Below are 12,679 nucleotides of genomic sequence, written 5' to 3'. Positions count from 1 at the left end.
ATACCTACAGGATATAACGGGACAGGTCTTCGTTCTGCGCCAATTCGCCGAGGTGGTTGTTGACGTAGTCGGCGTCGATCAGGATCACCTTGTCATCGTGAGCGCTGGCCAGGTCGCCGGCGCTGAACGACACCTCTTCGAGCAGGCGCTCAAGCAGCGTGTGCAGGCGACGGGCACCGATGTTCTCGGTTTTCTCGTTGACCTGCCAGGCGATCTCGGCGATGCGCTTGATGCCATCCGGCTGGAACTCGATGGCCAGGCCTTCGGTTTTCAGCAGTGCGCAATATTGCTCGGTGAGCGAGGCGTGCGGTTCGCTGAGGATGCGTTCGAAGTCTTCCGGCGTCAGCGCCTTCAGCTCGACACGAATCGGCAGGCGGCCTTGCAGCTCAGGCACCAGATCGCTCGGCTTGCTCAAGTGGAACGCACCGGAAGCGATGAACAGGATGTGGTCGGTCTTGACCATGCCCAGTTTGGTGTTGACGGTGCAGCCTTCGATCAGCGGCAGCAAGTCGCGTTGCACGCCTTCACGGGACACGTCGACGCCACCGGAGTTACCGCGCTTGGCAACCTTGTCGATTTCGTCGATGAACACGATGCCGTGCTGCTCGACCGCTTCCAGCGCCTTGGCCTTCAACTCTTCATCGTTGACCAGGCGGCTGGCTTCTTCGTCGCGGACCAGTTTCAGCGCTTCCTTGACCTTGAGCTTGCGGCTCTTGCGTTTGCCCTTGCCCATATTGGCGAACAGGCTCTGCAACTGGTTGGTCATTTCTTCCATGCCCGGTGGCGCGGAGATATCGACGCCGGACACTTCGGCGACTTCGATTTCGATCTCCTTGTCATCCAGCTGGCCTTCGCGCAGGCGCTTGCGGAACAGCTGGCGGGTGTTGGAGTCGGCCGACGGGGCGTCATCGTTGTTGAAGCCCATGCGCGCCGGTGGCAGCAGGGCGTCGAGGATGCGCTCTTCGGCGGCGTCTTCGGCGCGGTGGCGAACCTTGGTCATTTCCTGTTCGCGCAGCAGCTTGATGGCAGCATCGGCCAGGTCGCGAATGATCGACTCGACATCGCGGCCGACGTAGCCGACTTCGGTGAACTTGGTCGCTTCGACTTTGATGAACGGAGCGTTGGCCAGTTTGGCCAGGCGACGGGCGATCTCGGTTTTGCCGACACCGGTCGGACCGATCATCAGGATGTTCTTCGGCGTTACTTCAACGCGCAGCTCTTCCGGCAGTTGCATCCGGCGCCAGCGGTTACGCAGCGCGATGGCGACGGCGCGTTTGGCATCGTCCTGGCCGATGATATGGCGGTTGAGTTCGTGGACGATTTCACGGGGAGTCATGGACATAATATTTTGACGGACCTTAAACAAGATGAGTCGTGGCGTGGGGCCGAAACAGACTTACTCGTCGCCTTTGGCGCAGTCCTGCTCCTCAATGGTCTGGGTGTGGTTGGTGAATACACAGATGTCGCCGGCAATGCCGAGGGCGGTTTCGACGATTTCCCGGGCTGACAGGTCGGTTTTCTTCAGCAGCGCACTGGCGGCGGCCTGGGCGTAGGCGCCGCCGGAACCCATGGCGATCAGGCCTTGTTCAGGCTCAACAACGTCGCCGTTGCCGGTGATGATCAGGGACGCGTCTTTGTTGGCGACCGCGAGCATGGCTTCGAGGCGGCTGAGGGTGCGGTCGGTGCGCCATTCTTTGGCGAGTTCGACGGCGGCGCGAACCAGATGGCCCTGGTGTTTCTCCAGTTGACCTTCGAAGCGTTCGAAAAGGGTAAAGGCGTCAGCCGTGGCGCCAGCAAAACCGGCGAGGACTTCGCCGTGGTAGAGGCGACGAACTTTCTTCGCGTTGCCTTTCATCACGGTATTGCCGAGAGAAACCTGGCCGTCGCCGCCCATGACGACTTTGCCGTGGCGGCGAACTGAAACGATGGTGGTCAAGGGAGAGTCTCCACGCAGCGGGGCGAAAATGCCTTATGCCAACTCATATGGGGGTGGTGGAGCGTTTTTCAACTGCGGGGCGGGAGAGGGGACGAGCGGTGTTGCGCGGGGGAGGTGTGTTGTCTGGTTTGACGCCTTCGCGGGCAAGCCTCGCTCCTACAGGTAATGCACCGTTCACAAATACGGCGAACGGTGCATTTGACGGCGTTCGCAATATCGCAAACGCCCCGTTACCTGTAGGAGCGAGGCTTGCCCGCGAAGAACGATAACGCGGTCTTGCGGACGGTATCAGCGGTTCTGGCGTTGTTGTAACAACAGGTTGCTGAACCCGGCGCCGGACAGTTGTTTCTGCGCGGTGGTCAGCTGTTCGCGGTTGCTGAACGGCCCGACCAACACCCGATACCAGGTCTCGTCCTTCACCGTGCCGGACTCAACCGACACCGCCTGACCGAGCAGGATGATCTGCGCGCGCACCTTGTCTGCATCAGCCTCCTTGCGGAACGAACCGGCCTGCAGGAAGAACTTGGTCACCGGTGCCGCCTTGGCCACGGGTGGCGGTGGCGGCGGGGTGATGCCAGCCAATGCCGCCTGAGCCCGCGCCGTGTCGATCTTCGCCGCTTCCGCCGGGGTTACCGGCGTGGTCGGTACAGCCGGCGTCGGCGGTGTTTTCTCCGGCACGGCGTCCGGCGGCACGATGACTTCCGATTCCGGCAGCAAGGTGTAGAAGTCGTACTTCGGCTTCACCGGTTGCGTCGGGCTCGGCGGGGTCTTGTTGGCCTCGGCGACCTTGGTGGCCTTCTGCTGCTCGATCTTCTCGCGCTTGACGCTGTCGCTGCCCTTGCCCGGTTCCAGCTTCATCAGGAACACAATGAACGCGCCGACCGTCAGGCCGATGGCCATCCACAACCAACCCGGGATCGGTTGCTTTGCAGGAGCTTGGTAACGGCTGGCGCCACGCTTGGGTGCAGGTTTTTTCTTGGCAGCCAACTTACATACGCTCCAGAGTTTCCAGACCCAAGAGTTCCAGGCCTTGCTTGAGAGTGCGACCGGTCAGCGCGGCAAGACGCAGGCGGCTTTGCATTTGCGCCGGGGTTTCAGCACTGAGGATCGGGCAGTTCTCGTAGAAGCTGGAGAACAGGCCGGCAACGTCGTACAGGTAGGTGCAGAGGATGTGCGGCGTACCTTTCTCGGACACGTTGTTCAGGATTTCGCCGAATTGCGCGAGTTTGGCTGCCAGCTCATGTTCATGCGCGGCTTCCAGGACGATCTGGCCTTCGACTTCGCTGAAGTCCTTGCCGAGCTTGCGGAACACGCCCGCCACGCGGGTGTAGGCGTACAGCAGGTACGGTGCGGTGTTGCCTTCGAAGTTCAGCATCAGGTCGAAGTTGAAGCTGTAGTCGCTGGTCCGGTGCTTGGACAGGTCAGCGTATTTGACCGCGCCGATGCCCACGACCTTGGCGATGTTGCGCAGCTCGTCTTCGGCCAGCTCCGGGTTTTTCTCTTTGACCAGGTTGTAGGCGCGTTCCTGGGCTTCGGTCAGCAGGTCGATCAGCTTCACGGTGCCGCCATCGCGGGTCTTGAACGGACGGCCATCGGCGCCGTTCATGGTGCCGAAGCCCATGTGTTCCATTTCCATCGGGTGCGTCACGAAGCCGGCCTTGCGGGCGACGGCGAACACTTGCTGGAAGTGCAGCGCCTGGCGCTGGTCGACAAAGTACAGCGCGCGATCAGCCTTCAGCTTGCCACTGCGATAACGCACTGCCGCCAGGTCGGTGGTGGCGTAGAGGTAGCCGCCATCCGCCTTGACGATGATCACCGGCAGCGGGTCGCCGTCAGCGTTCTTGAACTCGTCGAGGAACACGCACTGCGCGCCGTTGCTCTCGACCAGCATGCCAGCGGCCTTGAGGTCGTTGACCACATTGATCAGGTCGTCGTTGTAGGCGCTTTCGCCCATCACGTCGGCCATGGTCAGTTTGACGTTCAGCAGTTCGTAGATTTTCTGGCAATGCGACAGCGAGATGTCCTTGAACTTGGTCCACAGTGCCAGGCAATCCGGGTCGCCGGCTTGCAGCTTGACCACCAGGCCACGGGCGCGGTCGGCGAACTCTTCGGATTCGTCAAAACGGCCCTTGGCGGCGCGGTAGAAGTTTTCCAGGTCCGACAGCTCGTCGCTGGTGATCGGGTTTTCTTGCAGGTACGCCATCAACATGCCGAACTGGGTGCCCCAGTCGCCCACGTGGTTCTGACGGATCACTTCGTCGCCGAGGAACTCCAGAACGCGAGCCACGCCGTCGCCGATGATGGTCGAGCGCAAGTGGCCGACGTGCATCTCTTTGGCGAGGTTCGGTGCCGACAGGTCGACCACGGTGCGTTGCGCCGGGCCGGCCTTGCGCACGCCGATGTGCTCGTCGGCCAGTGCGGCGTCGAGGCGGGTGGCCAGGGCGTCGGTGTTCTGGAAGAAATTCAGGAAGCCAGGACCGGCGATTTCGGTCTTGGTGATGTTTTCGTCAGCCGGCAGCGCAGCGATGATTTTCTCGGCCAGATCGCGCGGCTTCATGCCGGCCGGCTTGGCCAGCATCATGGCGATGTTGCTGGCGAAGTCGCCGTTTTTCTTGTCTCGGGAGTTTTCCACCTGGATCGCCGGCGTCAGGCCTTCAGGCAACACACCTTCGTTGACGAGTTGGGTGATGGCTTGTTGGATCAACTGGCGAATGGTGTCTTTCATGGTCTTCTCTTTCGACCGCAAGCGCGGCGGCGCTTCGATGCGCTGGTGGAAAAACTGGGCATTATCCGTTGCGAAGGCGGGCTTGCCAACTATAGCGGGCAGGTTGTGGATATGTGGTGATAAATAGGACCCCTTCGCGGGCAAGCCTCGCTCCTACAGGGTCGAGTCGTTTGCCAATATTGTGAACGACACAAACCCGTAGGAGCGAGGCTTGCCCGCGAAGGCAATATTGAAATCAATACAAATCGACCGGGTCGACATCCAAAGACCAGCGCACCGCCCGCCCGCTCGGCATCTGCTCCAGCACCAGCAACCAACTGGCCAGCAATCGGTGCAGCGGCGCCCGGGCCGTTGCCTGCAACAATAACTGCGCGCGATAACGCCCGGCCCGACGTTCCATCGGTGCAGGCACCGGCCCGAGCAATTCGATGCCGGTCAGATTCTGTTCGGCCAGCAAACGCTCGGCCTCGCTGCACGCCTCGTCGAGAAACCCTTCCGCCTGCCCCGGTTTGTGTGCTTCGGCCCGCAGCAGCGCCAAATGCGCAAACGGCGGCAAACCGGCGGAGCGTCGTTCGCTCAGCGCCTGTTCGGCGAACGCGAAGTAGCCTTGTTCAGTCAGTTGCACCAGCAGCGGATGGTCCGCCAGATGGGTCTGGATGATCACTTTGCCCGGCTCTTCAGCCCGGCCTGCGCGACCGGCGACCTGCACGATCAGTTGCGCCATGCGTTCGCTGGCGCGGAAGTCACCGGAGAACAATCCGCCGTCGGCATCGAGAATCGACACCAGCGTCACCCGTGGGAAGTGATGCCCTTTGGCAAGCATTTGCGTGCCCACCAGAATGCACGGGTGACCCTTCTGAATGGTCGCGAACAGCTGATTCATCGCGTCCTTGCGCGACGTGCTGTCGCGGTCGACCCGCAGCACCGGAACATCCGGGAACAGAATGGCCAGGCGTTCCTCGGCACGCTCGGTGCCGGCGCCTACCGGCCGCAAATCCACTTTGCCGCACTTCGGGCAGTGCCGGGGCACGCGTTCGACGTAGCCGCAATGGTGGCAGCGCAGTTCGCCGGAGCGCTGGTGCACGGTCATTCGCGCATCGCAGCGCTGGCATTCGGACATCCAGCCGCAGTCGTGGCACAACAGCGTCGGGGCGAAACCTCGACGGTTGAGAAACACCAATACTTGCTGGCCGGCCGCGAGTGTCTGGCCGATGGCTTGGTGCATCGGCCCGGAAATGCCGCTGTCGAGCGGGCGACTTTTCACATCCAGGCGCAGGAAGCGCGGCTGCTTGGCGCCGCCAGCGCGTTCATTCAAGCGTAGGAGGCCGTAACGCCCGGTGTAGGCGTTGTGCAGGCTTTCCAGCGAAGGCGTGGCGGAACCGAGCACGATCGGGATGTTTTCCTGCCGTGCGCGCACCAATGCCAGGTCACGGGCGTGATAGCGCAGGCCTTCCTGCTGTTTATAAGAGCCGTCGTGCTCTTCGTCGATGATGATCAAGCCGGGGTTTTTCATCGGCGTGAACAGCGCTGAACGGGTGCCGATAATAATGTCGGCGTCGCCGTCGCGCGCGGCGAGCCAGGCTTCGAGGCGCTCGCGATCGTTGACCGCCGAGTGGATCAGCGCAATCCGCGCATTGAACCGTTGTTCGAAGCGCGCCAGGGTTTGCGGGCCGAGGTTGATCTCCGGGATCAACACCAGTGCTTGCTTGCCGGCTTCAAGGGTTTCGCGGATCAACTGCAAATAGACTTCGGTCTTGCCGCTGCCGGTGACCCCGGCCAGCAGGAACGCGTGATAACTGTCGAACCCGGCGCGAATCGCTTCATAGGCGGCGCGTTGTTCAGGGTTGAGCGGCAATTCCGGTTGCGCCAGCCAGTGCTCGTGGCGTGCGCCGGGGGCGTGCTTGCGGATCTCCACTTGCACCAGATCCTTGGCCAGCAGCAGATCCAGGCTGTCCTTGCTCAGCATCAGCTTGCTCAGCAACTGATGGGCGACGCCATGAGGATGCTGCGCCAGGGTTGCCAACGCCTCACGCTGACGCGGTGCCCGGGCGATGCGCGGGTCATCGAGGCTGGCGCCAGGCGCGGCGGACCAGAAACGTTCCTGGCGCGCTTCGGCCAGCTCGCCCTGACGCAACAACACCGGCAGCGCCCAGCTCAAGGTGTCGCCGAGGCTGTGCTGATAATACTGAGAGGTCCACAGGCACAGCTTGAACAGCGCTGGCGGCAAGGGCGGCGTGGCATCGAGCAGGGCCAGGGCCGGTTTGAGCTTTTCTGCCGGCACTTCGCTGGTGTCGGTGACCTCTACCAGAATCCCGATCATCTCCCGCCGGCCGAAAGGTACGCGCAGGCGCATGCCCGGTTGCAACTGGGCGCGCAGGACTCCGGCCGGGGCACGGTAATCGAACAGGCGGCGCAGGGGCGAAGGCAGGGCGAGGCGCAAAATGGCGTCGGGCACGCGGGGGGATCTCGATCAGCGGGAATAATCAGCAGGACCATGACCTGTGGGAGCGGGCTTGCTCGCGAAGAGGGGGGGCAGGCGGTATAAACGTTGACTGACACACCGCTTTCGCGAGCAAGCCCGCTCCCACATGGGCATCGCTTTGGGTCGGGAGCCTAGCAGACGGTCGGTCTCAGCGACAGCTTGCGTGATTGAGATTGTCTGGTAGAATCCGCGGCCTAATTACGTGCGGTATTCAACAATAGTGTTGGGTGGCGGCACGCAGCCTGAGGAAGACACCATGAAAGCTGATATCCATCCAGAATACCCAGCCATCGCTGTTACCTGCAGCTGTGGCAACAAGTTCGAAACCCGTTCGACCTTCGGCAAAGCCCTGGCGATCGACGTTTGCAACGAATGCCACCCGTTCTACACCGGTAAGCAAAAGACTCTGGACACTGGCGGCCGCGTTCAGCGCTTCGCAGACCGTTTCGGTGCTTTCGGCGCGAAAAAGGCCTAAGGCCAATCATTTTGGAAGGTCGTTCCGGCTTCTCCAGACTGATAAAAAAGGCGTCCCTTGCGGGCGCCTTTTTTGTGTCCGCGATTTGGCTTTCGGGCGCCCAGGCCTTCTGCCCGGTGCCGAGCGGGCTGACGTCAGTCGCGGTGCAACGGGTGGTGGATGGCGACACGCTGCGCCTGAGCGATGGCCGCAGCGTGCGCATGATCGGCTTGAATACGCCCGAGCTGGGCAAGCAGGGCCGCTCCGACGAGCCGTTTGCCGTGGCGGCGCGCAAGCGCCTGGAAGCATTGGTGGCTGCCAGCGGCGGGCGGGTCGGTGTGCTGCCGGGTAAAGAGAGCAAGGATCACTACGGTCGTACCCTTGCGCATCTTTATGGCGCCGATGGCGCCAACCTCGAAGCGCAGATGCTCGCAGAAGGGCTCGGTTTCCAGGTGGCGGTCGCGCCGAATGTCGATCTGGTGGCCTGTCAGCAAGCAGCGGAACGCAGTGCACGGCAAGCCGGGCTCGGTGTGTGGCGCCAGTCGCCTGTACTGAAAGCGGAGCAGATCAACACGTCCGGCTTCGCGGTGGTCAGTGGGCGTGTGAGCAAGGTTCAGCGCAATCGCGGCGGTGTTTGGATCGAGTTGCAGGATTCTCTTGTACTGCGTGTTGCGCCCAATTTGCTGGAGCAATTTGATGGTGCGGCGCTGGAGCGCCTGAAAGGCAAGCAGGTCGAGGCCCGTGGCTGGGTCGTGGACCGTTCGCGCCGTGGCGGATTGCAAGCGGGGCAAGCGCGCTGGCTCCTTCCATTGACCGATCCGGCGATGTTGCAAGCGGCGCCTTGATAAAAAAATTGTAGACATTTTTATTGTCGATTGTGAACAGTCTATCCCTTGTGTTCCGTGGCTCTTGGCCCAAAGTCGTAGGGCGGGGCGCTTGACAGGGGTGACTGGTCAGTCTTGTGGGGACTTTGCGAGGCGCGTATCCTCGCTGACCAGTCTGTCCAACAGTAAAAGCGGAATGCCCCCATGTCTGATCTGAAAACTGCCGCTCTCGAATATCACGCCCATCCTCGTCCAGGTAAGCTGAGTGTCGAGCTCACCAAGGCCACCGCTACCGCCCGCGACCTGTCGCTGGCCTACAGCCCCGGCGTAGCCGAACCAGTACGCGAAATCGCCCGCGATCCTGAACTGGCCTACAAATACACCGGTAAAGGCAACCTGGTTGCAGTCATTTCCGATGGCACCGCGATTCTGGGCCTGGGTAACCTCGGCCCATTGGCTTCCAAGCCAGTGATGGAAGGTAAAGGCGTGCTGTTCAAGCGCTTCGCCGGCATCGACGTTTTCGACATCGAAGTCGACTCCGAAAGCCCGCAAGCCTTCATCGACACCGTCAAGCGCATCTCCATCACCTTCGGTGGCATCAACCTGGAAGACATCAAGGCACCTGAGTGCTTTGAGATCGAGCGCGCTCTGATCGAGCAGTGCGACATCCCGGTGTTCCACGATGACCAGCACGGCACCGCAATCGTGACTGCCGCCGGCATGATCAACGCCCTGGAAATCGCTGGCAAAACCCTCGCCGACGCCAAGATCGTCTGCCTGGGTGCCGGTGCGGCCGCCATCTCCTGCATGAAATTGCTGGTGAGCATGGGCGCCAACATCGAAAACATCTACATGGTTGACCGTACCGGTGTGATCCACTCCGGCCGTGACGACCTGAACCAGTACAAGGCTGTCTTCGCTCACGCGACCGACAAGCGCACCCTGGCTGACGCCCTGCAAGGCGCAGACGTGTTCGTTGGCCTGTCCGGTCCGAACCTGCTGAGCGCTGAAGGCCTGCTGTCCATGGCGGCCAACCCGATCGTGTTCGCGTGCTCGAACCCGGATCCGGAAATCTCCCCGGAACTGGCACACGCCACCCGTAACGACGTGATCATGGCGACCGGCCGTTCGGACTACCCGAACCAGGTCAACAACGTACTGGGCTTCCCGTTCATCTTCCGTGGTGCCCTGGACGTTCGCGCCAAGCGCATCAACGAAGAAATGAAAGTGGCAGCAGCCAACGCCCTGCGTGAACTGGCCAAACTGCCGGTTCCTCAGGAAGTGTGCGACGCCTACGGCGGCATCAAGCTGGAATTCGGTCGTGAGTACATCATTCCGAAGCCAATGGACAAGCGTCTGATCACCCTGATCTCCGATGCCGTGGCCAAGGCTGCAATCGAGACCGGCGTGGCAACTCTGCCGTATCCGAAGAACTACCCGCTGAAAAGCGTGGATGATGTGTTCAACGGCTAAGCCGTTGTAACGCTTCAACCGAAGCCCCGGCTCTTGTGAGCCGGGGTTTTTTATTGCCTGCGGTTTGTGTGTTGCCTGTGCGGGCCTCTTCGCGGGCGAGCCTCGCTCCTAGGTTTTGTGCCGGTCGCGAATACTGCGTACAACACAAAACCTGTAGGAGCGAGCGGTGCGGCGATCCGACTTGCCCGCGAAGAGGCCGGGTAACACAACCCATAAATCGCAGACAACAAAAAGCCCCGCACTTCTCTCGAAGGCGGGGCTTTTCGGGTGGTGCTGCGATCAGAACAGATCGATCGGCGCCGCTTCATCCGCTGGCAGCGGGCTGCCCGGTGCATTGCCGTTGCCCAGCTCATTCACCGACGGAGGCGTATCTTCGGCCTTGAACAGCTCGAAGTACGCTCCAGGCGTGCCTGGGGTGGCTGCCCGGCCGCTGACCGGGTCAACCCGCAGGCTGAGGATGCCTTCCGGCTCCGGTTGCGTGTGCGGCGGCTTGTCTTTGAGCGCGGCGCCCATGTAGTTCATCCAGATCGGCAGGGCGACGGTGCCGCCGAACTCGCGTTTGCCCAGGCTTTCCGGCTGGTCGAAACCGGTCCAGACGGTGGTCACGTAATCGGCGTTATAGCCCGAGAACCAGGCATCCTTCGATTCGTTGGTCGTACCGGTTTTGCCTGCAATGTCGGGGCGCCCCAAGGCCAGTGCGCGACGGCCGGTGCCGAGTTTGATCACGTCCTCGAGCATGCTGTTGAGGATGTAAGTGGTGCGACCATCGACAATGCGTTCGGCCACGGCCGGCGCCTGAGGTGTTGGCAGGCCTGGAGCTTCGCCCGGCGTCGCGTTGACCGTAAAGGCCTCGGCGGTCGGCGCGGCGATGCCGTCGGTGGCCACATCGCCTTTCGGCACGCTTGGTGGATTGGCGACGAACAACGTGTCGCCATTGCGGCTTTCGATCTTGTCGATGATGTACGGGGTGATCTTGAAGCCGCCGTTGGCGAACGTGCTCCAGCCGGTGGCGATTTCCATTGGCGTCAGGGTCGCGGTGCCCAGGGCCAGCGACAGGTTGCGCGGCAGGTCCTGCTTGTTGAAGCCGAACTTGCTGATGTAGTCGATGGTGCGATCGACGCCCAGCGCCTGCACCAGGCGGATCGACACCAGGTTACGCGACTTGTACAGCCCTTCACGCAGGCGGATCGGGCCGAGGAAGGTGTTGGTGTCGTTCTTCGGACGCCAGACCTTGTCCAGGTACTCGTCGACGAACACGATCGGTGCGTCGTTCACCAGGCTGGCGGCGGTGTAGCCGTTATCCAGCGCGGCGCTGTACACGAACGGTTTGAAGCTTGAGCCTGGCTGGCGCTTGGCCTGCAGGGCACGGTTGTAGTTGCTCTGCTCAAAGGCGAAACCGCCGACCAGCGAGCGAATCGCGCCGTTCTGCGGATCAAGGGAGACCAGTGCGCCCTGAGCTTGCGGGATCTGGCTGAATTTCAGCGAATTGTCCGGCTGACGCTGTACGCGAATCAGATCACCGACCTGAGCCACATCCGCGGGCTGCTTCGGATTGGCGCCCATGCTGTTGGTGTTCAGGAACGGCCGCGCCCATTTCATGCTGTCCCAGCCGATGTGTTCGTCGCCGGTACGGGTCAGCACTTGCAGGCCGTTCTTCTCGACCTGCGTGACGATGGCCGGCTCAAGGCCGCTGATGGTGCGTTGCTTGGTCAGCTCCGAGATCCAGGCCTCGCGGGTCTTGCCCGGCAGGCGCGACTCGGGACCGCGATAGCCGTGACGCTGATCGTAGGTCATCAGGCCTTCGTGGACGGCCGTGTTGGCCATTTCCTGCAGGTTGCTCGGCACGGTGGTCGTGACGCGGAAACCCTCGGTGTAGGCATCGCTGCCGTAGCGGCCGACCATTTCGGCGCGGGCCATTTCAGCAATGTACGGCGCGTTCACTTCCGGGGTCGGCACGTGATAGCTGGCGTTCAGCGGCTCGTTGATCGCGGCGGTGTAATCGCTCTCGGTGATCTTGCCGAGCTTGTACATGCGGCCAAGGATCCAGTCGCGACGTTCCTTGCTGCGAGCCGGATTGGCCAGCGGGTTGAAGCGCGACGGAGCTTTCGGCAGGCCGGCGATCATCGCCATCTGCGCCAGGCTGACGTCACGAATCGACTTGCCGTAGTAAACCTGCGCCGCGGCCTCGATGCCGTAGGCGCGGTTGCCCAGATAGATCTTGTTGACGTACAGCTCGAGGATCTCGTCCTTGGTCAGCTGCCGTTCGATCTGCAGGGCCAGGAGGATTTCAGTGGTCTTGCGCGAGAAGCTGCGTTCGCTGGTCAGGAAGAAGTTCTTCGCCACCTGCATGGTGATGGTGCTGCCGCCGGACTGGATGTGTCCGCTTTTTACCAATTGGGTGGCGGCACGCATCAGGCTGCTGGGATCGACGCCGTAGTGGTTGGCGAAATTGTCGTCTTCAGCACTTAGTAACGCATTAATGAAATTGGGGGGAATGTCGGCGAAACGGATCGGTGTGCGGCGCATTTCGCCAAACTCTGCGATCAACTTGTTGTCGCTGCTGTAGACGCGCAATGGAATCTGCAACTGGATGCTTCGCAGAGCCTCCACAGAAGGTAATCCCGGACTAAGGTAAAGAAACGCGCCGCTCAGACCAAGGAGCAGTCCGCAGAAAACGGCGACGATGGACCAACCGAAGAATTTCAGCAGACGAATCAAGGCTTTGGGATATCCAGGGCAAAGAATGAATTAGGCAGCAGGGTTCAGATAAACAGGGAACGACCCG

9 protein-coding genes are annotated in these 12,679 nt (G+C 61.6%); 3 read left to right on the top strand and 6 right to left on the bottom strand.

Going from position 1 to position 12,679, the window contains the following annotated elements:
• Window positions 1-4: 4 nt before the first annotated feature.
• The 5 genes from hslU to ACM6IO_RS26555 form a co-directional block, all read right to left on the bottom strand.
• A complete protein-coding gene (hslU, locus tag ACM6IO_RS26575) occupies window positions 5-1,342 on the bottom strand; it encodes an ATP-dependent protease ATPase subunit HslU (protein ID WP_008025214.1) in 1,338 nt (445 codons plus the stop codon).
• A gap of 54 nt (window positions 1,343-1,396) precedes the next feature.
• Window positions 1,397-1,936, bottom strand: a complete 540-nt coding sequence (gene hslV, locus ACM6IO_RS26570) for an ATP-dependent protease subunit HslV (RefSeq protein WP_008025213.1) — start codon at window positions 1,934-1,936, stop codon at window positions 1,397-1,399.
• 288 nt (window positions 1,937-2,224) lie between these two features.
• Complete coding sequence (locus ACM6IO_RS26565) at window positions 2,225-2,923, bottom strand: SPOR domain-containing protein (protein WP_008025212.1); 699 nt, start codon at window positions 2,921-2,923, stop codon at window positions 2,225-2,227.
• A 1-nt stretch (window position 2,924) separates the two neighbouring features.
• Complete coding sequence (argS, locus tag ACM6IO_RS26560; protein ID WP_192226850.1) at window positions 2,925-4,661, bottom strand: arginine--tRNA ligase; 1,737 nt, start codon at window positions 4,659-4,661, stop codon at window positions 2,925-2,927.
• A 235-nt stretch (window positions 4,662-4,896) separates the two neighbouring features.
• The gene (locus ACM6IO_RS26555) at window positions 4,897-7,116 is read right to left on the bottom strand and encodes a primosomal protein N' (protein WP_008025209.1); all 2,220 of its coding nucleotides are present in this window, start codon (window positions 7,114-7,116) and stop codon (window positions 4,897-4,899) included.
• Window positions 7,117-7,399: 283 nt separating this feature from the next.
• On the opposite strand from ACM6IO_RS26555, the gene rpmE reads away from it, so the two are divergent.
• The 3 genes from rpmE (at window position 7,400) to ACM6IO_RS26540 (ending at window position 9,894) form a co-directional block, all read left to right on the top strand.
• A complete protein-coding gene (rpmE, locus tag ACM6IO_RS26550) occupies window positions 7,400-7,618 on the top strand; it encodes a 50S ribosomal protein L31 (protein ID WP_008025207.1) in 219 nt (72 codons plus the stop codon).
• A gap of 11 nt (window positions 7,619-7,629) precedes the next feature.
• Window positions 7,630-8,442 carry a thermonuclease family protein gene (locus ACM6IO_RS26545; protein WP_192226852.1) on the top strand — a complete coding sequence of 271 codons (813 nt, stop codon included), beginning with the start codon at window positions 7,630-7,632 and terminating at the stop codon, window positions 8,440-8,442.
• A 183-nt stretch (window positions 8,443-8,625) separates the two neighbouring features.
• Entirely contained in the window at window positions 8,626-9,894 is a 1,269-nt protein-coding gene (locus tag ACM6IO_RS26540) for a malic enzyme-like NAD(P)-binding protein (RefSeq protein ID WP_008025204.1), read from the top strand.
• A gap of 279 nt (window positions 9,895-10,173) precedes the next feature.
• Here ACM6IO_RS26540 and ACM6IO_RS26535 read toward each other — a convergent pair whose 3' ends face one another.
• Window positions 10,174-12,609: a penicillin-binding protein 1A gene (locus tag ACM6IO_RS26535; protein WP_414912527.1), complete on the bottom strand. Its 2,436-nt coding sequence runs from the start codon at window positions 12,607-12,609 to the stop codon at window positions 10,174-10,176.
• Window positions 12,610-12,679: the final 70 nt, after the last annotated feature.

It is taken from the genome of Pseudomonas sp. IT-P44 (genome assembly GCF_949768225.1).
Classification (GTDB): Bacteria; Pseudomonadota; Gammaproteobacteria; order Pseudomonadales; family Pseudomonadaceae; genus Aquipseudomonas; species Aquipseudomonas migulae.
This window is presented reverse-complemented; position numbering and strand designations above follow the sequence as displayed.